Genomic DNA, 22,721 nt, shown 5'->3' with positions numbered 1-22,721 from the left:
AAGGAGCCTTTACGTTCGTTTTCTCCCGGCGTCTGTAACCGTTTTCTTTTCAGGCGGGACGCGGAAAACGAGCAATCAAAGTTAATGAAAAATGTATGATTAATTGGGAACCCATTCAATAAAAATATGGAACTGTGACAAGGTGCAACTTAACACTCACGGAAAGTTCAACAATCTTGCAATAAGATCAAATCTGGCCGACCTTAACGGTAAGCATTAATTACGAAGCGTAAAAAAATTCATTTCTGTATAAATTTATATACACAGTGAAGTGACACTATGTTGATCCCATCCAAATTGAGTCGCCCGGTGCGTCTGGAAAATACCGTGGTTCGCGACCGCCTGCTGATGAAGCTATCAATCGCCGCAAATTATCGCCTGGCGTTGATAACCAGTCCCGCAGGCTATGGCAAAACCACACTGGTCTCCCAGTGGGCAGCAGGGAAAAATGAGTTAGGTTGGTACTCCCTTGATGAGGGCGACAACCAACAGGAACGCTTTGCCAGTTATCTGGTTACCGCCATTCAACAGGCGACCGGCGGCCATTGTGTCAGCAGTGAAGTGATGGCGCAAAAGCGCCAGTATGCGAGCCTCTCATCGCTGTTTGCGCAGCTGTTTATTGAGCTGGCGGAATGGCATCGCCCGCTATTTCTCGTTATTGATGATTACCACTTAATCAACAACCCGGTCATTCACGAAGCGATGCGCTTTTTCATTCGTCACCAGCCGGAAAACCTGACGCTGGTGGTGTTATCGCGCAACCTGCCGCAGCTTGGTATTGCCAACCTGCGCGTGCGCGATCAGCTTCTGGAAATTGGCAGCCAGCAGCTTGCCTTTACCCACCAGGAAGCGAAACAGTTCTTCGACTGCCGTCTGAATACGCCGATTGAGTCAGCCGACAGCAGTCGACTGTGCGACGACGTCGCCGGCTGGGCGACGGCATTGCAGCTCATCGCCCTTTCCGCACGTCAAAATAATACCTCGGCCCATCACTCCGCGCGTCGCCTTTCCGGTATCAATGCCAGCCACCTTTCCGACTATCTGGTGGATGAAGTGCTTGATAACGTGGATACGGATACGCGTAACTTCCTGCTGCGCAGCTCCATTCTGCGTTCGATGAATGATGCCCTGATTGTCCGCGTCACCGGCGAAGAAAACGGCCAGATGCGCCTGGAAGAGACCGAGCGGCAGGGGCTTTTCATGCAGCGCATGGACGACTCCGGCGAATGGTTCTGCTTCCACCCGCTGTTTGGCAGCTTCCTGCGCCAGCGCTGTCAGTGGGAGCTTGCCGCTGAACTGCCGGATATTCACCGTGCCGCCGCCGAAAGCTGGATGGCGCAGGGCTTCCCGAGCGAAGCCATTCATCACGCGCTGGCCGCAGGCGACGCCAGCATGCTGCGCGATATCCTGCTGCACCACGCCTGGGCGCTGTTTAACCACAGCGAGCTGACTCTGCTGGAAGAGTCGCTGAAGGCGCTGCCGTGGGAAAGCCTGCTGGAGAATCCGAAGCTGGTGCTGCTGCAGGCCTGGCTGATGCAAAGCCAGCACCGCTACAGTGAAGTCAACCTGCTGCTGGCGCGAGCCGAGCAGGAAATGAATCTGGAAATGGACGATACGCTGCACGGGGAATTCAACGCCCTGCGCGCGCAGGTTGCCATTAACGACGGCGATCCGGTTGAGGCTGAGCGGCTGGCGATGATCGCGCTCGATATGCTGCCGCTGGCAAACTACTACAGCCGAATCGTTGCTACCTCCGTCCACGGCGAAGTGCTGCACTGTAAAGGCGATTTAACCAAATCCCTGTCGGTGATGCAGCAAACTGAGCAGATGTCGCGCCGTCACGACGTGTGGCATTACGCGCTGTGGAGCCTTATTCAGCAAAGCGAAATTCTGCTGGCCCAGGGCTTCCTGCAGGCCGCCTGGGAGACGCAGGAAAAAGCCTTCGTTCTGATCCGCGAACAGCATCTCGAGCAGCTGCCGCTGCACGAATTCCTGTTGCGCATTCGCGCGCAGCTGCTGTGGGCGTGGTCACGCCTGGATGAAGCCGAGGCTTCGGCCCGTTACGGCGTGGAGGTGCTTTCCGGCTACCAGCCGCAGCAACAGCTGCAATGTCTGGCGCTGCTGGTGCAGTGCTCGCTGGCGCGCGGCGATCTGGATAACGCCCGTAGCCACCTGAATCGTCTTGAAAACCTGCTGGGGAACGGACCGTATCACAGCGACTGGGTCTCTAACGCCGATAAAGTGCGGGTCATTTACTGGCAAATGACCGACGATAAAAAGTCAGCCGCCAACTGGTTGCGCCAGACGCCAAAACCGGAATTCGCCAATAACCACTTCCTGCAAAGCCAGTGGCGCAACATCGCCCGCGTACAGATCCTGCTGGGTGAGTTCGACCCGGCGGAAATGGTGCTGGAAGAGTTAAACGAAAACGCGCGTAGCCTGCGCCTGATGAGCGATCTTAACCGCAACCTGCTGCTGTTAAACCAGCTCTACTGGCAGTCCGGTCGTAAAAGCGATGCCCAGCGCGTGCTGCTTGAAGCGCTGGCGCTGGCCAACCGTACCGGGTTTATCAGCCACTTTGTGATTGAGGGCGAAGCCATGGCGCAGCAGCTGCGTCAGCTAATCCAGCTCAATACGCTGCCGGAGCTGGATCAGCATCGCGCCCAGCGTATTCTGCGGGAGATTAACCAGCACCACCGCCACAAGTTTGCGCACTTCGATGAGAACTTTGTTAACCGACTGCTGACCCATCCGGAAGTGCCGGAGCTGATTCGCACCAGTCCGCTAACCCAGCGTGAATGGCAGGTGCTGGGGCTTATCTATTCGGGTTACAGCAACGAGCAAATTGCGGGCGAGCTGGACGTGGCGGCAACCACCATCAAAACGCATATCCGCAATCTGTACCAGAAGCTGGGCGTGGCGCACCGTCAGGATGCCGTGCAGCATGCGCAGAAGCTGCTGAAGATGATGGGGTACGGGGTTTAAACAATGTCGGATAGTGCAGGCTTATTCAACCTGCAAATTCCGCGCCTTTGAGTGTGCAGGGTGGATAAGCGCAAGCGCTATCCACCGCCTGTTCACGATGCCAGCGACAACGTCGATTTACCGTTCCGCTTTACCAGCCACTGCGCCACCCGCGCCTGCTGCTCTTCCGTCAGCCACATGCCTAACTTGGTGCGACGCCAGATGGCGTCATCGACACGCTTCACCCATTCGTGCTCGGCCAGATAACGCAGTTCGGCTTCGTAAAACTCATGCCCGAAGTTCTCGCCTAAATCGGCAAGGGATGTCGCCTCCTGAAGGATCAGATCGCTATTGCTGCCGTAGGTGCGGGCAAAGCGGCGGGCCAGGCTTTCGCTCAGGAATGTATAGCGGCGGCGCAGCTGGGCGGCGAAATCATCGCGGTCGCCGGTGATATCTCCACCCGGCAATTTGCTGCCTTTAGTCCAGGCCGGGCCGATTTTCGGATAGTAAGCCTGCAGCTTGTCCAGCGCGTGTTCGGCGAGTTTACGGTAGGTTGTCAGCTTGCCGCCGAAGACGGAAAGCAGCGGCGCCTTGCCGTTTTCATCATGAATATCAAGAGTGTAATCACGGGTGATGGCCTGCGGAGAATCCGATTCATCATCGCAAAGCGGGCGCACGCCGGAATAGGTCCACACCACATCCTCACGTGAAAGCGTCTTTTTAAAGTGCTCGTTGTACACATCCAGCAGGTATTTCACTTCGCTCTCGTCAATGTGAACCGCTTGCGGATCGCCTTTGTACTCCACGTCGGTGGTGCCGATAATCGAGAACTCATCCATCCACGGAATGACAAACACGATGCGCTTATCTTCGTTTTGCAGGATATAAGCCTGCTTCTGGTTGTGCACGCGCGGCACAACGATATGGCTGCCTTTGATCAGGCGAATGCCGTACGGCGACGGAAGCTTCAGGCCGTCGTCGAAGAAATCCTTCACCCACGGGCCGGTAGCGTTCACCAGGCCGCGCGCGCGCCAGACGAAGGTTTCGCCGGTATCGATATCCTGCGCCTCGACAATCCATTGCCCGTTTTCGCGACGAGCGCTGGTTGCGCGGGTACGGGTTTTGACCTCGCCGCCTTTACGCGTGACCATCTGCGCGTTCGCCAGCACCAGTCGCGCATCGTCCACCCAGCAGTCGGAATATTCGAAACCGCGCACAATTTCTGGCTTAAGAACCGAATCTGCGCCAAAACGCAAACCGGTGGACGCCGGCAGGCTGGTGCGCTTGCCCAGGTGATCGTACATAAACAGGCCGATGCGGATCATCCAGGCCGGACGCAAATGCGGGCGATGAGGCAGGCGGAAACGCATAGGAAAGGCGATGTGCGGCGCCATATTCAACAGCACCTCGCGTTCGGCCAGCGCCTCGCTCACGAGGCGGAATTCGTAATGTTCCAGATAGCGCAGACCGCCGTGGATCAGTTTTGAACTGGCGGAGGAAGTTGCGCAGGCGAGGTCCTGCCCCTCCAGCATTAGCACAGACAGGCCGCGGCCTGCTGCATCTGCCGCGATACCGGCGCCGTTAATACCGCCGCCAATGACAATCAGATCTTTGGTTTCCATGCTGCCCTCACACTTTCGTTAAAGCTCATAAATGTTCGTTATCGCTCATAATAGCAAGTGCCCGGCGTTTTGGTAACGAAAAAAAAACATTTCTGCGTGATATGGCTAACACAATGGCGTTAATATCAGCGGCCAGCGACAGGTTTCGCTTACTATGTCGTCGAGCCCGTCCCTTTCCTTTATATGTACATGAGCAAGCTATGGATCAATTTGAATGTATTGGTGTAGAAGAAGCGCACCAGAAACTGCACCAGAAACTGGCGGTATTAGTGGATATTCGCGATCCGCAGAGCTTTGCGCTGGGCCACACCCCTGGCGCCTTCCATCTGACAAACGATCGTCTGGTGGCCTTTATGCAGCAGACCGATTTCGACACGCCGGTGATGGTGATGTGCTATCACGGCAACAGCAGCAAAGGCGCGGCTCAGTATCTGCTGCAGCAGGGCTACGACAGCGTTTACAGCGTAGATGGCGGCTTTGACGCCTGGCATCGCCATTTCCCGGCGGAAGTCGATCGCGGCGCCGCATAAGGTGCAGGTATACTGCTTCCTTTTGTCAGGATTTGGTTGAAACCCTATGATCATGATCACCTCGTTTGCCAACCCGCGGGTTGCGCAGGCGTTTGTCGACTATATGGCGACGCAGGGCGTCGTCCTCACGATCCAACGGCACCAGCAGAGCGATATCTGGCTTGCGGATGACAGCCAGGAGTCCAGAGTGCGTAGCGAGCTGGAAGCGTTTCTCGCCAACCCCGGCGACTCGCGTTATCTGGCGGCAAGCTGGGCCGCAGGCGATACCGCAAGCGACCTGCGCTATCAGCGTTACTCCTTCCTTGCGACAATCCGGCAAAAGGCCGGGCCTTTTACGCTTGCGGTCATTGCCCTGTGCGTGCTGGTCTGGCTGACTATGCAGCTGCTGGGCGATCGCAACGTGATGGTCTGGCTGGCCTGGCCCTATGATGACAGCCTGCGCTATGAATTCTGGCGCTATTTCACCCACGCCCTCATGCATTTTTCGCTGCTGCATATCACTTTCAACCTGCTATGGTGGTGGTATCTTGGCGGCCCGCTGGAGAAGCGTCTTGGCAGCGGAAAGCTCATCACCCTGACGATTATCTCGGCGCTGCTTAGCGGCTACGTCCAGGCGAAATTCAGCGGCCCGTTGTTCGGTGGCTTATCGGGAACGGTTTACGCGCTGATGGGCTATGTATGGCTCAGGGGCGAGCGCGATCCTGAAAGCGGCATCTATATGCAGCGCGGCCTGATGGCCTTTGCGGTGCTGTGGATAGTGCTGGGCTACTTCGATATTTTAGGCCTGTCGATCGCTAACGCCGCCCACGTTACCGGCCTCCTTGTGGGCCTCGCAATGGCGCTGGCCGATACTCTGCATGCGCGAAAACGAACATAAAAATCTGGAGTAGAGCATGAAGCAAACGCAACGACACGACGCCATTGTCGAGCTGGTTAAAAAACAGGGATATGTCAGCACTGAAGAGCTGGTGGATCAATTTTCGGTCAGCCCGCAGACCATTCGCCGCGATCTGAACGATCTCGCCGATCGCAACATGATTATGCGTCACCACGGCGGCGCGGCGCTGCCGTCCAGCTCGGTGAATACCTCCTGGCACGATCGCAAGGCGACGCAGACGGCAGAAAAAGAGCGTATTGCGCGCAAAGTAGCCGACCAAATCCCGGACGGCGCCACGCTGTTTATCGACATTGGCACCACGCCGGAAGCCGTCGCCCACGCGCTTTTAGACCACAGCAATTTACGCGTGGTCACCAACAATCTGAACGTCGCCAACACGCTGAAGGTAAAAGAAGACTTTCGTATTATTCTGGCGGGCGGCGAACTGCGCAGCCGCGACGGCGGGATAATTGGCGAAGCGACGCTGGACTTTATCTCCCAGTTCCGCCTGGATTTCGGCATTCTGGGGATAAGCGGCATCGACAGCGACGGCTCGCTGCTGGAATTCGACTATCACGAAGTGCGCAGCAAGCGGGCGATTATTGATAACTCCCGCTGCGTGATGCTGGTTGTCGACCATTCGAAGTTTGGCCGCAACGCGATGGTTAACCTGGGCAGTATTAGCCTGGTCGATCAGGTTTATACCGACGTGATGCCGCCTGCGGGCGTGATGCAGGTGATTACGGCTAATAATGTGCTGCTGGAGCTGTGCTAAATCATTAGCGGTGGATGGCGCGTTGCTTATCCACCCTACAGGCTGGGAATATCACAGGACGGATAAGCGCGGCGCTATCCGCCCTGGGTCAGATTACCGTTCAGGTGTTTACAGCCGCACCGGTTTGATATGCCAAATCTCGTCGGCGTATTCCTGAATCGTTCTGTCAGACGAAAAATAGCCCATATTGGCAATGTTGTGCATCGTGCGAATCGTCCACTCTTCCGGCTGGCAGTACAGTTCGTCCACCTTATCCTGGCAATCCACATAGCTGCGATAATCCGCCAGCACCTGATAGTGGTCGCCAAAGTTAATCAGTGAATCCAGCAGATCCCGGTAGCGGGTTGGCTCGCCCGGGCTGAACGTGCCGGTACCTATTTGCGTCAGCACCTGATGCAGCTCTTCATCTTTTTCGTAATATTCACGCGGCTTATAGCCGTTGCGCCGCAGCGCTTCAACCTCCTCCGCCGTATTACCAAAGATGAAAATATTATCCGCCCCGACGTGTTCGAGCATTTCGACATTTGCGCCGTCGAGCGTGCCGATGGTCAGCGCGCCGTTCAGGCCAAACTTCATATTACTGGTGCCGGAAGCCTCTGTTCCTGCAAGCGAAATCTGCTCGGAGAGATCCGCCGCCGGAATAATGATCTGCGCAAGGCTCACGCTGTAGTTCGGGATAAACACCACTTTCAGCAGATCCTTCACCACCGGATCGTTGTTGATGACCGCCGCCACATCGTTAATAAGGTGGATGATGTGTTTCGCCATGTAATAGGCCGATGCGGCTTTACCGGCGAAGATGTTCACGCGCGGTACCCACTCGGCCGTCGGGTCGGCTTTGATGCGGTTATAGCGCGTAATGACGTGCAGCACGTTCATCAGCTGACGCTTGTATTCATGGATGCGTTTGATCTGCACGTCGAACAGCGCATTCGGGTTCACCACCACGTTAAGCTGCTGGCCGATATATTCCGCCAGCCTTTTCTTATTGGCGAGCTTCGCCTTGCGTACGGCCTGATGCACCATCGGATAATCAATGTGCTGTTTCAAATCGTTAAGCTGGCTGAGATCGGTGCGCCAGGTGCGGCCGATGTTTTCATCCAGCACCTCTGAAAGCGGCGGATTCGCCAGCGCCAGCCAGCGTCTTGGCGTCACGCCGTTGGTTTTGTTGCAGAACCGCATCGGGAAGATAGTGGCGAAATCCGCAAACAGCGACTGCACCATCAGGTTTGAATGCAGTTCGGAGACGCCGTTCACCTTGTGGCTCACCACGACCGCAAGCCATGCCATGCGCACGCGGCGACCGTTTGATTCGTCGATAATCGAAGTGCGCCCCAGCAGGCCCGTATCGCTGGGATACTGCTCCTGAATGGTTTTCAGGAAGTAGTCGTTAATCTCAAAGATGATTTGCAGATGGCGCGGCAGAATTTTACCGAGCATATCTACCGGCCAGGTTTCCAGCGCTTCGCTCATCAGCGTGTGGTTGGTGTATGAGAATACCTGGCAGGTTACCTCAAAGGCCCCTTCCCAACTGAATTTATGCTCATCCATTAACACACGCATCAGCTCAGGAATGGAGAGCACCGGATGGGTGTCATTGAGGTGAATCGCGACCTTATCCGCCAGATTGGCGTAGGTTTTGTGCAGCTGATAGTGTCGGCTGAGAATATCCTGCACCGTCGCCGAGACCAGAAAATACTCCTGGCGCAGACGCAGTTCGCGGCCGGAATAGGTAGAGTCATCCGGATACAGCACGCGCGATACATTTTCCGAATGGTTCTTATCTTCTACCGCGGCGAAGTAGTCGCCCTGATTGAATTTACCAAGGTTGATTTCGTTGCTTGCCTGCGCATTCCACAGGCGCAGCGTGTTGGTCGCGTCGGTATCGTAACCGGGGATAATCTGGTCATAGGCAACCGCAAGGATCTCTTCGGTTTCCACCCAGCGGGTTTTTCTGCCCTCAAGCTGAACGCGTCCGCCGAAACGCACTTTATAACGTGTGTTGTGACGTCTGAATTCCCACGGATTGCCGTACTCCAGCCAGTAATCGGGCGATTCTTTCTGACGGCCATCGACGATGTTTTGTTTAAACATGCCGTAGTCGTAGCGGATGCCGTAGCCGCGTCCCGGTAAACCGAGCGTGGCCAGCGAATCAAGAAAGCAGGCGGCAAGGCGGCCAAGGCCGCCGTTACCGAGTCCGGGATCGTTCTCCTCGTCAATCAGCTCTTCCAGATCGAGGCCCATCTCTTCAAGGGCGTTCTGCACATCCTCATAAATTCCCAGCGAAAGCAGAGCGTTAGAGAGCGTACGACCGATCAGGAACTCCATTGACAGGTAGTAAACCTGGCGAACCTCCTGCGAAAGTTGAGCGCGATTGGAACGCAGCCAGCGTTCGACCAGACGGTCTCGCACGGCAAACAACGTGGCGTTAAGCCACTCGTGTTTGTTGGCGATGGCAGGGTCTTTCCCCACCGTAAACATCAGCTTATAGGCAATCGAGTGCTTCAGAGCCTCGATGCTAAGCGTGGGTGATGCATAGGAAAAGGGTGCGTTCATATGGGTGTTTCCTGGATGATTACATCAAGCGTTGATAAAGGTCGCGGTAAGATTGTGCCGCCACCTGCCAGCTAAAATCCATACCCATGGCCTGACGCTGGACAAATCGCCACAGCGACGGGCGGGACCACAACACGAAGGCGCGCCGAATCGCTCTTAGCAGCGACCAGGCGTTGCTGTCCTCAAAGACGAACCCGCTGGCGATACCGTCCGCCAGGTTTTCCAGCGAACTGTCCGCAACGGTATCCGCAAGTCCACCCGTCCGCCGCACCAGCGGTAAGGTGCCATACTTCAGACCGTACAATTGCGTTAAGCCGCACGGCTCAAACCGGCTGGGCACCAGAATCACGTCCGCCCCGCCCATAATGCGGTGAGAGAAGGCTTCGTGGTAACCGATCTGCACGCCAACCTGGCCTGGATGCTCCGCTGCCGCCGCCAGGAATCCTTCCTGCATGACCGCATCGCCCGCGCCTAGCAAGGCTAACTGGCCGCCCTGCTCCAGCAGCCCCGGCAGCGCTTCGAGAACCAGATCCAAACCTTTCTGGCTGGTTAAACGACTCACTACCGCAAAAAGCGGCGCTTTGTCATTGACCTTCAGCCCCATGGCAATTTGCAGCTGGCGCTTATTCTCGGCCTTTTCTTCCAGCGTGTCGCGGTTATAGCGCGCGGCGAGCAGCAGGTCGTGGGCCGGATCCCAGATTTTTTCATCCACGCCGTTGAGTATGCCGGACAATCGTCCTTCACGATGGCGCTGGCGCAGCAGCCCTTCCATGCCGTAGGCAAACTGCGGCTCGGTGATTTCGCGCGCGTAGGTCGGGCTGACCGCTGTTATATGATCGGCATAATAAAGGCCCGCTTTCAAATACGAAATTTGTCCGTTAAATTCCAGCCCGTTCACATCAAAGAACGACCAGGGCAGGCCAATATCATTCATATGATGGGCGTAAAACAGCCCCTGATAGGCCAGGTTGTGAACGGTGAAGACCGACTTTGCCGGGTTGCCGCGCGCGTGTAAATAGGCTGGCGCAAGACCCGCATGCCAGTCGTGCGCATGCACGATATCCGGATGCCAGAAGGGATCCAGGCCACAGGCCATCTCACAGGCTACCCACCCGAGCAGCGCAAAACGCTGTACGTTATCGGGGTAAGCGAACTGGTTAGTATCATGGTAAGGGCTTCCTGGCCTGTCGTATAAATGAGGGGCGTCGATCAGGTAAATCCCCACGCCGCCGAAGTGGCCGTATAACAAAGATATATGACCCGCAAAGGTATCGCGGTGGGCAACCACCTGCACATCGGCAATACCACGACGGATATCCGGGAAAGCGGGCAGCAAAACGCGTGTATCCACGCCCCCGGCTATCTGGGCTGCGGGTAGCGCGCCGATAACATCAGCAAGCCCACCGGTTTTTAACAGTGGGAATATTTCAGAACATACATGTAAGACCTGCATTATCGCTCCCGTATAGCAAGTCGCGGCGCTGTTTTTCGTCAGGTACAGCGCCGAACGATAAAATGACAGCGCGCGGCATGCGCCGCGCGCGGGTCAATCCTTCATTTCTAACCTTGCAGTTTGGCCAGCATGTCCCGGGTTACCAGTACGATGCCTTCTTCCGAGCGATAGAAACGACGCCCGTCTTCTTCCGCGTTTTCGCCAATCACCATCCCTTCCGGGATGACACACGCCCTGTCGATAATGCAGCGGCGCAGACGGCACGAACGCCCAACTTTCACATCCGGCAGCAGAACTGACGAATCGATATTACAGAATGAGTTAATACGCACTCGCGGGAACAGCACCGACTGCACCACCACCGACCCGGAGATAATGCAGCCGCCGGAAACCAGCGAGTTCAGCGTCATGCCGTGGCTGCCCGAGCGGTCCTGCACAAATTTCGCCGGCGGCAGAGGTTCCATGTGGGTGCGTATCGGCCACTCCTGATCGTACATATCCAGCTCCGGCGTCACCGAGGCGAGGTCGAGGTTGGCTTTCCAGTAGGCTTCCAGCGTTCCCACGTCGCGCCAGTAAGGCTCTGCGTTCGGATCTGACTGTACGCAGGAAAGCGGGAACGGATGCGCAAACGCCTCGCCGGACTTCATCACGTTGGGAATGATGTCTTTACCAAAGTCGTGGCTGGAATTTTCGTCGACATCGTCGGCTTCAAGCAGCTCGTAGAGGTAATCGGCATCAAAAATATAAATCCCCATGCTGGCTAACGCTTTGCTGTCGTCGCCCGGCATAGACGGCGGATTGGCCGGTTTTTCGACGAATTCAATTATCTTGTCTTCTTCGTCTACGGCCATCACGCCAAACGCCGTCGCTTCGTGCAGCGGCACCGGCATACAGGCCACCGTACAACGCGCCCCCTTCTCGACATGATCGATGAGCATGCGCGAGTAGTCCTGCTTGTAGATATGGTCCCCGGCCAGAATCACCACGTACTCGGCTTTGTAGCGACGAATGATGTCGAGGTTCTGGGTTACCGCATCTGCCGTGCCGCGATACCAGTTTTCACCGTGCACACGCTGCTGCGCGGGCAGGAGATCGACGAATTCATTCATCTCTTCGCTGAAGAACGACCAGCCGCGCTGGATATGCTGCACCAGCGTGTGGGACTGATACTGGGTGATCACGCCGATACGGCGGATCCCGGAGTTAATGCAGTTCGATAAGGCAAAATCAATAATGCGGAACTTGCCGCCAAAGTGAACGGCGGGTTTCGCGCGCGTAGACGTCAGGTCTTTTAGTCGGGTACCGCGGCCACCTGCCAGAATCAGCGCGACTGATTTATTCGGCAGCTGCCTTGCCAGCATTAGAGGATCGTTCTTCTCAAGTTTAACCATGACTGACTCCTTTTTTATGACTTCTGGAATACGCAGGCTCCGTGCGCAGGACCATGCCATACAGCCATCACCACCGGGTTGTCCTCCCCGGCAAATGGAGGAATGGCTCGCCACTCCCCTTCAGGTAATACGATATCTGCCACTTCTTCGGTGGCGTTTATCGTAATAAGCCAACGTCCGCTGAGCTGGATCTGTAAACGGTGGATCCCGCTTTGCCATTCGTCGACGCTCAGAGGTTGAGCCTCTTTATTAAGCCAGCGCACATTGTCATCGCCTTCCTCCCACCAGCTATTTCGGGTTAATGCCGGAATAGTCTGGCGCAGATGAATCAATGCCGCGGTAAAAGTCGTCAAGCCTTCGTTACTATGCTCCCAGTCAAGCCACGTCAGGGCGTTATCCTGACAGTAGGCGTTATTGTTGCCGTGCTGGCTGTGACCGTGTTCGTCCCCCGCCAGCAGCATCGGGGTACCCTGAGAGAGCAGCAGCGTCGTCAGCAATGAATGCACGCTGTCACGCCGCCGTTCTTTAATAATCAGGCTGGCTTCCAGCCCTTCGAATCCGTAGTTATTGCTGTAGTTGTGGCTCGTACCGTCACGGTTATCTTCGCCGTTGGCTTCATTGTGCTTATGGTTAAAGCTCACGCAGTCACGCAGGGTAAAGCCGTCATGGGCGGTAATTAAGTTGATGCTGGTTGAAGGGCGGCGTTCGCCGTGGCGGTAAACATCGCTCGAACCGGCAAACCGGCAGGCGAATCCCCCCAACGATAAATCCTGCCGCAACCAGAAACGGCGCATGCCGTCGCGAAAATGGTCGTTCCATTCAGCAAACAGCGGCGGATAGTTGCCTACCTGATAACCGCCCGCGCCAATATCCCAGGGTTCCGCAATCAGCTTGATCTGTGAAAGAACGGGATCGTTTTTGATTGCTTCAAACAGCGGCGCGTCCTGGCGAAACACGGGAGTTCTGCCCATCACCGACGCCAGATCGAAGCGAAAGCCGTCAACGTGGCAGCTATCCACCCAATAACGAAGGCAGTCCACCATCTGGGCCACCACGCCAGGCGCGCTTAAATTCAGCGTGTTGCCGCAGCCCGTCCAGTTCTGGTAGTCGCCGTTATCCATTAACCAATAATAGCTACGGTTATCGATTCCGCGCAGGGAGAACGTCGGGCCGTCCAGATCCAGCTCCGCGCTGTGGTTAAGCACGATATCAAGGATCGTTTCGATACCCGCTTTATGCAGCGCTTTTATCGCGCCTCGCAGCTCGTCGGCGGCCTTCAGCGGATCGCCGCCGGTCGCGTAATAACCCTCTGTCGCGTAGAACGCCCGCGGGTTGTAGCCCCAGTAGTTGCTCAGCCCCAGATGAGCGACGCGCGGCTCGGTAACAAAATGCGCCACCGGCAGCAGTTCCAGGGCAGTAATGCCCAGACGCTTGAAATAAGCGATCATCACCGGATGGCCAAGCGCGGCGTAGGTGCCTCGCAGCTCCGCCGGAATGCCCGGATGATGCAGCGTCAGGCCGCGAACGTGGGCTTCATAGATAACGGTGTTGCCCCACGGCGTGCGCGGATGCTCATCATCTTCCCAGTCGAACTTATCCTGCGTCACCACGCATTTCGCCATGTCGACGGCGTCGTCCTGCATGTCGGGCTCGTCATACCCGCCGTGGAAATGCGGATGATCGTTGAGCCCGCCCACTACCACGCGAGCGCAGGGATCGAGCAGTAGTTTGGCGGGATTAAAACGGTGCCCCTTGTGCGGCTCCCATGGCCCGTGAACGCGATAACCATAGTGCAAGCCGGGTTTAGCGCCGGGCAGATAGCCATGCCAGATATCCCCGGTGCGCATCGGCAAATCGTAACGTTGCTCATGCCCATGCTCGTCAAAAACGCACAGTTCAACTTTGTGAGCATGGGCGGAAAAGAGGGTAAAATTCACCCCTTTCCCGTCGTAACTTGAACCGTACGGCGACGAATTCCCGGCTGAGAGCAGCGTCATTCTCCCTCCCGAACCAGCCAGATGGTGGAGAGCGGCGGCAGCGTTAAGCACAGCGAATGGTCACGCCCGTGGCTTGGGATCTCATCGCTTTGCACTACCCCGCTGTTGCCGGTATTGCTGCCGTGATAGTGCATGGAGTCGGTATTCAGCTCTTCGCGCCAGCGGCCCGGCTGGTTGATGCCAAAGCGATAGTTGTAGCGCGGCACCGGCGTGAAGTTGCTGGCGACAATCAGCTCGTTGCCGTTCGCATCGCGGCGCACAAAGATAAATACCGAGTTGACCTTATCCTCCACCACCAGCCACTCAAAGCCGTAGGTGTCAAAATCCAGCTCGTGCAGCGCCGCGTGCTGGCGATAGATATGATTCAAATCGCGAACCAGGCGTTTTACGCCGTGGTGCCAGTTGTCGTCCCCTTCCAGCAGATGCCAGTCCAGGCTGCTGTCGTGGTCCCACTCGCGTCCCTGGGCGAACTCGTTGCCCATAAACAGCAGTTTTTTGCCCGGGAAGGCCCACATCCAGCCATAGTAGGCACGCAGGTTGGCAAACTTCTGCCAGGCGTCGCCCGGCATCCTGTCGAGAATCGATTTCTTACCGTGAACGACCTCATCGTGCGAAAGCGGCAATACAAAGTTTTCGGTGCTGTTATAGAGCATGCCGAAGGTCATTTTGTCGTGATGGTACTGGCGATGCACCGGATCGAGCTTCATGTAGTCGAGCGTGTCGTGCATCCAGCCCAGGTTCCACTTGAACCAGAAGCCCAGCCCGCCCACCGCCGGCGGGCGCGACACGCCGGCGAAATCGGTCGACTCCTCCGCCATCGTTACCGCGCCGGGCGTTTGCTCGCCAATAATGCGGTTGGTACTGCGCAGAAATTCGATGGCCTCTAAGTTTTCGCGGCCACCTTTGTCGTTGGGTATCCACTCCCCCGGCTTGCGGCTGTAGTCGCGATAGATCATCGACGCCACCGCATCCACGCGCAGGCCGTCAATGCCAAAGCGCTCAATCCAGTACAGCGCGTTGCCGACCAGATAGTTGCTGACTTCACGACGCCCGTAGTTATAAATCAGCGTATTCCAGTCCTGATGATAGCCCTCGCGCGGGTCGCCGTGCTCGTAGAGCGCGGTGCCGTCGAATTTCACCAGCCCCGCTTCATCTGACGGGAAGTGGCCCGGCACCCAGTCGAGCAGCACGTTCAGCCCCGCTGCGTGTGCCGCATTGATGAAATAGCGGAAATCTTCGCGCGTGCCGAAACGGCGCGTAGGCGCATATAAGCCTTGCGGCTGATAGCCCCAGCTGCCGTCGAAAGGGTGCTCGTTAATCGGCAGCAGTTCGAGATGGGTAAAGCCCATCTCTTTGACATAAGGCACCAGCTGATCCGCCAGCTCGCGGTAGCTGAGCCAGAAATTATTGTCGGTGTGGCGACGCCATGAGCCGAGATGCACTTCGTAAATGGAGATGGGCTGGTCAAAACCGTTGGCTTTCTGTCGCGCCGGGCTAAGCGTGGTTTTCTCAGGCAGGCCGCAAATCAGCGAAGCCGTCTCCGGACGCATCTGGGATTCAAAAGCGTAAGGGTCCGCCTTGAGCCGCAGATTCTCTTCGGCGTCGATCAGTTCAAATTTATAGAGCTGGCCTGGGTGCGCGCCGGGAATAAATAATTCCCAGATACCGCTTTCACGGCGCAGGCGCATCGGATGGCGACGGCCATCCCAATAGTTAAACTGCCCCACCACGGAAACACGGCGAGCGTTGGGCGCCCAGACGGAGAAACGCGTGCCGGTCACGCCGTCCATGGTATCGGCATGGGCGCCCAGGGTTTCATAAGGGCGAAGATGCGTGCCTTCGGAGAGCAGCCAGCTGTCCAGCTCCTGAATCAGCGGGCCAAACCGATAGGGGTCGTCAATCAGGTTTTCCTGGCCGTGCCAGATAACGGCCAGCTGATAGCGAAAAAGATTTTTACGACGCGGGATTAGCCCGCAGAAGAATCCACGCGAGTCGAGGCATTCGAGCTTGCCGACTTTGCGCCCGGTTTTTGGTTCGATAACCCAGACTTCGGTTGCGTCTGGCAACAGCGCGCGGACTTCCAGCCCTGCCTCTGTTTTGTGCATCCCCAGCAGGGAAAAGGGGTCGGCAAAATGACCGGCGATCAGCGCATTAATCACGTCTTTTTCTGGAAGAACAGACATGGCATTCGTCCTGTTTATTGTATGTGTCACCGGACCCAGCGCAACGCTTAGGCGCTGGCGTAACACTTATCATTGACCTCAAGGACAGCGTAAAAAAACTTCCTGTAAGCTGTTCCGCCCAACTAACAATCACGACGATTTCTACCGTCCTGAGTTAAGCATAGCCAACGTGCTGTTTTACTCCTGGGAAATAATGAAACTCATGCGAATGCATCATGTATGACGCGAAAAAAAAGGGGCCGCAATGCCCCTTTACTCAGTAAGTGTAATTATGCGAGCAACCGCAACATTCTGCGTAGCGGTTCGGCTGCACCCCACAGAAGCTGATCGCCAACGGTAAATGCTGACAGGTACTCAGGCCCCATATTCAGCTTGCGCAACCGGCCTACAGGCGTGGTCAGCGTGCCGGTCACCGCAGCCGGGGTCAGCTCGCGCATGGTGATCTCGCGATCGTTTGGCACCACTTTCGCCCAGTCGTTATGCGCGCTGAGCATCGCTTCGATGGTTGGAATCGAAACGTCTTTTTTCAATTTAATGGTGAAAGCCTGGCTATGACAGCGCAGCGCGCCGACACGTACGCACAGACCGTCAACGGGGATAGCGGTGCTGGTATTAAGGATCTTGTTGGTTTCCGCCTGCCCTTTCCACTCTTCGCGGCTCTGGCCGTTATCGAGCTGTTTGTCGATCCACGGAATCAGGCTGCCCGCTAAAGGCACGCCGAAGTTGTCTACCGGCAGATTGCCGCCGCGAGACAGATCGGTCACCTTGCGTTCGATATCAAGGATGGCGGAGGCCGGATCGGCAAGTTCGGTAGAGACTTCGTTATACAGGTGGCCCATCTGATTAAGCAGTTCGCGCATATGGCGAGCGCCGCCGCCGGATGCCGCCTGATAGGTCGCAACCGACACCCAGTCCACCAGCTCGTTGGCAAACAGGCCGCCCAGGGACATCAGCATCAGGCTGACGGTACAGTTACCGCCAACAAAGGTTTTCACGCCTTTATTCAGACCCTCCTGGATAACGTGCTGGTTTACCGGGTCGAGAATAATAATGGCGTCATCTTTCATGCGCAGCGAAGAAGCCGCGTCAATCCAGTAGCCCTGCCAGCCGCTTTCACGAAGCTTTGGGTAGATTTCATTGGTATAATCGCCACCCTGGCAAGTAATGATAATATCCAGTGCCTTCAGCGCTTCCAGAGAGTATGCGTCCTGAAGCGTGCCGGTGGACTGGCCGGCGAAAGACGGGGCGGCAAGGCCCAACTGGGAAGTTGAGAAGAAAACGGGACGAATGGCGTCAAAATCACGCTCTTCTACCATGCGCTGCATGAGTACAGAGCCGACCATACCGCGCCAGCCAATAAAACCTACATTTTTCATAGCGACTTATCCGTGCTGAAGTGTTTGCGTTGTGTGCATTAATTGCAACTGCCATCCACCTTACAAAATGCAGCCAAAGTCGCAAGTGAAATTAATCAATGATATCCGCTGCATCAGAAACAGAGCTTATTAGCGGAGGCTTGTTCTATTTTCGGGGAAGACAGATGAACGAAATTATATCCGCCGCGGTGCTGCTGATTCTGATTATGGATCCGCTGGGCAACCTGCCGATCTTTATGTCGGTCCTTAAACATACGGAGCCTAAGCGCCGCCGGAAAATCATGATCCGCGAGCTGCTTATCGCCCTGTTATTGATGCTGATTTTCCTGTTTGCCGGGGAAAAAATCCTGGCGTTCCTTAATCTGCGCGCGGAGACCGTGTCGATTTCAGGCGGAATTATTCTCTTCCTTATCGCGATAAAAATGATTTTCCCCAGCCAGGAAGGCAGCACCACCGGCCTGCCCGCGGGCGAAGAGCCTTTCATCGTACCGCTGGCGATTCCGCTGGTTGCCGGTCCGTCGCTGCTGGCAACCTTAATGCTGCTCTCGCACCAGTATCCAAACCAGATGGGGCATTTAGTGGCCGCGCTGATGCTGGCCTGGGGCGGTACGGTCGCCATCTTGCTGCAATCATCCCTTTTCCTGCGCCTGCTGGGCGAAAAAGGCGTGAACGCGCTGGAACGTCTGATGGGCCTGGTGCTGATTATGATATCCACCCAGATGTTCCTGGACGGCATTCGGACCTGGATGCAGGGCTGAGAGTTCTGGCGGGTATCGCAGGCTTACCCGCCCTACGATTGCTTAATGAATTGCGGCGCTTGTGCCTCACGAAAGTAGTTGAGAGCATGAAGGTGTGGAGACAGGAAGATGAAAGCACCGGGCAGTTTATTACCGCCGCTATTCAGACAGAAATTAAGCGTCACCGGAAGAAGAAAATGACTTCATCCAGGCCCTGATCGACTTTTGCCCTTCAGACAGAGTCACGTTGTCGGGAACAAAGTGAGAGAACGATCGCTGATAAAAGCAGAAGATGGCTTTCGCAGAGTGAATAAATACCCGCATTACCAGTCATAAGCCTAAATAATAAAACTCTAAAAAGCGGGTGACGCTATGCTCTTCCAACCTAAGGAGAGAATGGTCACCCGTCTGTGAACAATTAACCCAAAAGCGTAAAAGCAATCATCCCGACAATTGCGCCCGTCGTCCCGAGGATGGTTTCCATCATCGTCCAGGTTTTCAGGGTTTGTCCTTCCGTCGCGCCGGTAAATTTACCGAACAGCCAGAAGCCGGCGTCGTTTACGTGACTCACCACGATAGAACCGCCTGCGATACAGATAGACAAGGCCGCCATCTGCGCGCCGTTGTAGTTCAGCTGTTCAATAACCGGCATCACCAGGCCAACGGCGGTCAGACAGGCAACCGTCGCGGAACCCTGAATAATACGCACGGCCGCTGCCAGCACAAAGCAGGTTACCGCAATCGGCAGGCCTAAACCTGTCAGCGCTTCACCCAGCGCCGGGCCAACGCCTGAATCCACCAGCACCTGTTTAAACACGCCGCCTGCGCCGATGACCAGCAGGATAATGCCCGCGGGCTGCAGCGCGTGGCCGCAGATTTCCATGACTTTTTCTTTCGGCATTCCGCGGCGGATCGCCAGGCCGTAAGTCGCCACCAGACAGGCCACCAGGATCGCCGTGAACGGGTGTCCGATAAACTCCAGCCACTGATACAGTCTCGACCCTTCCGTAACAAAGCGAGCGGCGATAGTTTTCAGGCCGACCAGCACCAGCGGCAGCAGGATCAGCGACAGGCTGAAGCCGAACGACGGCAGCTTGCCCTCGCCTAAGTGCGGCTCGGTGATATCGTCAGGAATATGCAGCTCAACGTATTTGCTGATGAAATTACCGAACAGCGGGCCTGCGACAATCATCCCGGGAATGGCCGCGCACAGGCCAATGAGGATCATCCAGCCGAAGTCCGCGTGCATCTGCGAGGCCAGTAGCATTGGCGCAGGGCCCGGCAGCAGAAATGCCGCGGCCGCAGCGACGCCAGCGAAGAGAGGAATGACAAGCTTAACGAGATTCGTCCCCGTGTGGCGCGCCATAGAGAACGCGACGCTTATCAGCAGCACAATCGCCACTTCAAAGAACAGCGGCAGGGCACAAATTAAGCCCGCCAGGCCAATCGCATAGTGCGCGCGGCTGTGTCCAAAGGACTTGAGCATTTTGACCGCGATCTGGTCAACCGCGCCCGTCTCATGAAGAATTTTGCCGAACATCGCGCCAAGCGCGACGACGATAGCCAGGAAGCCCAGCGTACCGCCCATCCCTTTTTCCATCGTTGCCGCGATTTTGTCGAGCGGCATGCCGGAAAACAGTCCTGCTCCAATAGAAACCACCATCAAAGCAACGAAAGCGTGCATACGCGCCTTCATTACTAAAAACAGCAGCAGTAAAACAGAGCCTACTGCTGTTAAAACAAGCGTTAATGTACTCACTGCGCGCTGCCTTTATTTGATTAAAGCGATGGTGCTGGCGACAACGTCTTCCAGCGACTGGTCGATATCGACAACCAGCACATCTTTTTCTTCTGCCTGCGGCTCTTCCAGCGTTTCGAACTGGGTCACTAACATTTGAGGTTTGAAGAAGTGGCCTTTACGCGCCTTCAGACGGCTCTCAATGACCGAAAAATCGCCTTTCAGATAGATGAAAGAGAGATTCGGGTTCCCGTCACGCAGCTGGTCGCGATAGACCTTCTTCAGCGCGGAGCAGACAATCAACGAGACTTTGTTCGTGCGCTGCATCGCAAATGCGGCATCGTTTAGCGCCTGCAGCCAGGGCTTGCGGTCTTCGTCGTTCAGCGGCTCACCGGAGGCCATTTTTGTGATGTTGCTGCGCGGATGCAGAAAATCGCCGTCCAGAAAAGCGGCTTTTAACTGGTATGCAACTTCACCGGCAACAACGGACTTGCCGCTGCCAGAAACGCCCATCAGGATATAGATATGGTGGTCATGGTTCGTAGTGCTCATAGCGTAGCTCCGACTGGCACAAGGATTACGTAATTATCAGCCACCGCGCTAATCTTCGCTGTTACGGGTAACTGTTATCGGTAACATTGTCCGGAGTGGTCGGGCAATAAGCAATAACCATTCTGTTGGAAAGCGAATAAATGTGAACTACGTCAACTTTTATCGCGACTAGATTGAGCCGCCCGGCGAGAGCGTAAAGCCCAGATCCAGCATCTTCGGCGCGACTTCTTCGCCGCGAATTCTCGCCAGCAAGCGCTCGGCGCCGATACGGCCCATACGCTCGCGCGGCGTCAGAACGCTCGCCAGCCGCGGCTCCATCACCTGGCCGATATCGTGGCCGTGGAAACCGGCGATCGCCATATCCTGTGGGATCTTTAACCCCTGCCGCTGGCATTCAAAGGCGGCGCCTATGGCTAAGTCATCATTGGTACAGAAGATGCTGTCGAGCTGCGGGTATTCCCGTCGCGCCTGGCGGAACAGTTCGATACCGGTGGAATAAGAGGAGGATTGTTCGACCATCACGCTATAGGGCGTCAGGCCTGCATCGCGCATCGCCTGCTCGTAGCCGCGCTGCTTGATAACCGTACGTTCATCAAGACGCGCGCCGAGGTAGGCGACATGGCGATGGCCGCGGGCGATAATAGCCGCCGTCATCTGGCGCGCCGCTTCAAAATTATCGAAGCCAACGGCGATATCAAGGCACGGGGAAATGCTGTCCATGAGTTCCACAACCGGAATACCGGCCACTTCAATCATTTTAAGCGTGCGCGGAGTGTGGGTGCGTTCGGTGAGAATCAACCCGTCGATATTCCACGAAAGCATCGATTCCAGACGCTCTTCTTCCAGCTCCGGTTTATAGCCGTAGTGGGCAAGCATGGTCTGGTAGCCGTAGGCGTCAATCACGTTTTCAATGCCGCGCAGCACTTCCGCAAATACCTGGTTGGTGAGCGAAGGCAGCAAAACGCCGATGGCGCGGCTGGTGGAATTAGAAAGAATATCGGGCGCCCGGTTCGGGATGTAGCCCAGCTCGTCCAGCGCGGCGGCAATTTTTACCTGCAGCGCGGCGGACACCTGGTCGGGGTTGCGCAGAAAACGGCTCACCGTCATTTTGGTGATCCCCACGCGATCGGCAACGTCCTGTAATACCGGTCTTTTCTTTTTCATATTCCGTGCCAGCCTCTCCAATATTGACAGGAAAGTTTAGCACGTCCCGGTCACATCCTTCCCCTGTTTCAGGAGAAGGTTGTGACCGGTAACCCTCAGACCGGTGGCAAATCGAACAGCAGGATTTCGCTTGCTTCGTTAGCATGAACGGAAATGGCTTGTTCATCCCACACGGCAACTGCATCGCTGGTTTTTGCCTGCGTGCCGTTGATGGAGACATCGCCTTTCACGACCTGGATCCAGAGGCGGCGGTCTGCCGGGATCTGACAGACAGACTGCTCTTCTTTCGCCAGCGCCCAGCGTGACAGCTCCATATCCTGATACACCTTTAGCGACCCGTCGCGTGCGTCCGGCGAAAGCACCAGCTGGCGGCCCTGCGGCGCGTCAAAACGACGCTGGTCATAGCGCGGCGTGATGCCGGTTTTTTCTGGAATGATCCAGATCTGGTACAGACGCAGGCGTTCGGTTTCGCTTGGGTTGTACTCAGAGTGGGTGACGCCCGTGCCGGCGCTCATAATCTGGAATTCCCCTGCCAGCACTTTCTCTTCGTTACCCATACTGTCCCGGTGCGCTACCGCGCCTTCCAGCACATAAGTCAGGATTTCCATATCCTTATGCGGGTGCGTGCCAAAGCCTTCGCCGGCTTCCACCACGTCTTCGTTAATAACGCGCAGCGCCGAGAAGCCCATAAAATTGGCGTCGTGATAGCTGGCAAAAGAGAAGGTGTGCCAGCTGTCCAGCCAGCCGTGATTCGCATGGCCGCGTTCTTGTGCTTTTCTTAAGTAGATCATTTCACTTCTCCTCAG

16 protein-coding genes are annotated in these 22,721 nt (G+C 56.1%); 5 read left to right on the top strand and 11 right to left on the bottom strand.

The window, feature by feature from the left end; translation table 11 throughout:
* Positions 1–279 precede the first annotated feature (279 nt).
* Complete coding sequence (malT, locus tag WLO31_RS01165; protein WP_435928690.1) at positions 280–2,985, top strand: HTH-type transcriptional regulator MalT; 2,706 nt, start codon at positions 280–282, stop codon at positions 2,983–2,985.
* Positions 2,986–3,077: 92 nt separating this feature from the next.
* Here the strand turns inward: malT and glpD are convergent, their stop codons facing one another.
* Positions 3,078–4,586, bottom strand: coding sequence for a glycerol-3-phosphate dehydrogenase (glpD, locus tag WLO31_RS01160; RefSeq protein WP_435928689.1), 1,509 nt, complete (start codon positions 4,584–4,586; stop codon positions 3,078–3,080).
* Positions 4,587–4,786: 200 nt separating this feature from the next.
* Between glpD and glpE the strand changes: the two genes are divergently transcribed.
* From glpE to WLO31_RS01145, 3 genes are read left to right on the top strand one after another with little or no spacing between them, the layout of a single operon-like run.
* The gene (gene glpE / locus WLO31_RS01155) at positions 4,787–5,116 is read left to right on the top strand and encodes a thiosulfate sulfurtransferase GlpE (RefSeq protein ID WP_435928687.1); all 330 of its coding nucleotides are present in this window, start codon (positions 4,787–4,789) and stop codon (positions 5,114–5,116) included.
* Positions 5,117–5,162: 46 nt separating this feature from the next.
* A complete protein-coding gene (glpG, locus tag WLO31_RS01150) occupies positions 5,163–5,993 on the top strand; it encodes a rhomboid family intramembrane serine protease GlpG (RefSeq protein WP_435928686.1) in 831 nt (276 codons plus the stop codon).
* A 16-nt stretch (positions 5,994–6,009) separates the two neighbouring features.
* A complete protein-coding gene (locus WLO31_RS01145) occupies positions 6,010–6,768 on the top strand; it encodes a DeoR/GlpR family transcriptional regulator (protein WP_435928685.1) in 759 nt (252 codons plus the stop codon).
* 108 nt (positions 6,769–6,876) lie between these two features.
* Here the strand turns inward: WLO31_RS01145 and glgP are convergent, their stop codons facing one another.
* The 6 genes from glgP to asd all read right to left on the bottom strand — a co-directional run bounded on the left by glgP (position 6,877) and on the right by asd (position 17,724).
* Positions 6,877–9,324, bottom strand: coding sequence for a glycogen phosphorylase (glgP, locus tag WLO31_RS01140; RefSeq protein WP_435928684.1), 2,448 nt, complete (start codon positions 9,322–9,324; stop codon positions 6,877–6,879).
* A gap of 19 nt (positions 9,325–9,343) precedes the next feature.
* Entirely contained in the window at positions 9,344–10,777 is a 1,434-nt protein-coding gene (gene glgA / locus WLO31_RS01135; RefSeq protein WP_435928683.1) for a glycogen synthase GlgA, read from the bottom strand.
* A gap of 107 nt (positions 10,778–10,884) precedes the next feature.
* A complete protein-coding gene (glgC, locus tag WLO31_RS01130; protein ID WP_435928682.1) occupies positions 10,885–12,168 on the bottom strand; it encodes a glucose-1-phosphate adenylyltransferase in 1,284 nt (427 codons plus the stop codon).
* A gap of 14 nt (positions 12,169–12,182) precedes the next feature.
* On the bottom strand, positions 12,183–14,165 hold the full coding sequence (glgX, locus tag WLO31_RS01125) for a glycogen debranching protein GlgX (protein WP_435928680.1): 1,983 nt from the start codon (positions 14,163–14,165) through the stop codon (positions 12,183–12,185).
* Positions 14,162–16,348 (bottom strand): 1,4-alpha-glucan branching enzyme, encoded by a 2,187-nt coding sequence (gene glgB, locus WLO31_RS01120; protein ID WP_435928679.1) that lies wholly within the window; start codon positions 16,346–16,348, stop codon positions 14,162–14,164. Before glgB ends, glgX begins: the two co-directional genes overlap by 4 nt.
* Positions 16,349–16,617: 269 nt before the next feature.
* Positions 16,618–17,724, bottom strand: coding sequence for an aspartate-semialdehyde dehydrogenase (asd, locus tag WLO31_RS01115; protein ID WP_435928678.1), 1,107 nt, complete (start codon positions 17,722–17,724; stop codon positions 16,618–16,620).
* Between the two features lie 164 nt (positions 17,725–17,888).
* Here asd and WLO31_RS01110 point away from each other — a divergent pair, with 164 nt between their 5' ends.
* A complete protein-coding gene (locus WLO31_RS01110) occupies positions 17,889–18,482 on the top strand; it encodes a YhgN family NAAT transporter (protein ID WP_167614171.1) in 594 nt (197 codons plus the stop codon).
* A 397-nt stretch (positions 18,483–18,879) separates the two neighbouring features.
* On the opposite strand, the gene gntU is transcribed toward WLO31_RS01110, so the two are convergent.
* From gntU to WLO31_RS01090, 4 genes are all read right to left on the bottom strand, one after another.
* Positions 18,880–20,220, bottom strand: a complete 1,341-nt coding sequence (gntU, locus tag WLO31_RS01105) for a gluconate transporter (RefSeq protein WP_435928677.1) — start codon at positions 20,218–20,220, stop codon at positions 18,880–18,882.
* Between the two features lie 12 nt (positions 20,221–20,232).
* Complete coding sequence (gntK, locus tag WLO31_RS01100; RefSeq protein WP_435928676.1) at positions 20,233–20,751, bottom strand: gluconokinase; 519 nt, start codon at positions 20,749–20,751, stop codon at positions 20,233–20,235.
* 168 nt (positions 20,752–20,919) lie between these two features.
* Positions 20,920–21,915: a gluconate operon transcriptional repressor GntR gene (gntR, locus tag WLO31_RS01095; protein WP_435928675.1), complete on the bottom strand. Its 996-nt coding sequence runs from the start codon at positions 21,913–21,915 to the stop codon at positions 20,920–20,922.
* Between the two features lie 95 nt (positions 21,916–22,010).
* Positions 22,011–22,706: a pirin family protein gene (locus tag WLO31_RS01090; protein WP_435928674.1), complete on the bottom strand. Its 696-nt coding sequence runs from the start codon at positions 22,704–22,706 to the stop codon at positions 22,011–22,013.
* Positions 22,707–22,721 lie beyond the last annotated feature (15 nt).

It is taken from the genome of Dryocola sharpae (assembly GCF_051307055.1).
In the GTDB taxonomy this organism is placed as follows: Bacteria; Pseudomonadota; Gammaproteobacteria; order Enterobacterales; family Enterobacteriaceae; genus Dryocola.
Note: the sequence above shows the minus strand (reverse complement) of the source record. Positions and strands in the feature narration are given on the sequence as shown.

Bases quoted from the DNA above. Each gene is read 5' to 3' on its own strand.
- WLO31_RS01110 (WP_167614171.1), top strand. From the start codon at position 17,889: ATGAACGAAATTATATCCGCCGCGGTGCTGCTGATTCTGATTATGGAT.
- glpG (WP_435928686.1), top strand. From the start codon at position 5,163: ATGATCATGATCACCTCGTTTGCCAACCCGCGGGTTGCGCAGGCGTTT.
- gntK (WP_435928676.1), bottom strand. From the start codon at position 20,751: ATGAGCACTACGAACCATGACCACCATATCTATATCCTGATGGGCGTT.
- glgP (WP_435928684.1), bottom strand. From the start codon at position 9,324: ATGAACGCACCCTTTTCCTATGCATCACCCACGCTTAGCATCGAGGCT.
- glgB (WP_435928679.1), bottom strand. From the start codon at position 16,348: ATGTCTGTTCTTCCAGAAAAAGACGTGATTAATGCGCTGATCGCCGGT.
- glgC (WP_435928682.1), bottom strand. From the start codon at position 12,168: ATGGTTAAACTTGAGAAGAACGATCCTCTAATGCTGGCAAGGCAGCTG.
- asd (WP_435928678.1), bottom strand. From the start codon at position 17,724: ATGAAAAATGTAGGTTTTATTGGCTGGCGCGGTATGGTCGGCTCTGTA.
- glpD (WP_435928689.1), bottom strand. From the start codon at position 4,586: ATGGAAACCAAAGATCTGATTGTCATTGGCGGCGGTATTAACGGCGCC.
- glpE (WP_435928687.1), top strand. From the start codon at position 4,787: ATGGATCAATTTGAATGTATTGGTGTAGAAGAAGCGCACCAGAAACTG.
- malT (WP_435928690.1), top strand. From the start codon at position 280: ATGTTGATCCCATCCAAATTGAGTCGCCCGGTGCGTCTGGAAAATACC.
- glgX (WP_435928680.1), bottom strand. From the start codon at position 14,165: ATGACGCTGCTCTCAGCCGGGAATTCGTCGCCGTACGGTTCAAGTTAC.
- gntR (WP_435928675.1), bottom strand. From the start codon at position 21,915: ATGAAAAAGAAAAGACCGGTATTACAGGACGTTGCCGATCGCGTGGGG.
- glgA (WP_435928683.1), bottom strand. From the start codon at position 10,777: ATGCAGGTCTTACATGTATGTTCTGAAATATTCCCACTGTTAAAAACC.
- WLO31_RS01145 (WP_435928685.1), top strand. From the start codon at position 6,010: ATGAAGCAAACGCAACGACACGACGCCATTGTCGAGCTGGTTAAAAAA.
- WLO31_RS01090 (WP_435928674.1), bottom strand. From the start codon at position 22,706: ATGATCTACTTAAGAAAAGCACAAGAACGCGGCCATGCGAATCACGGC.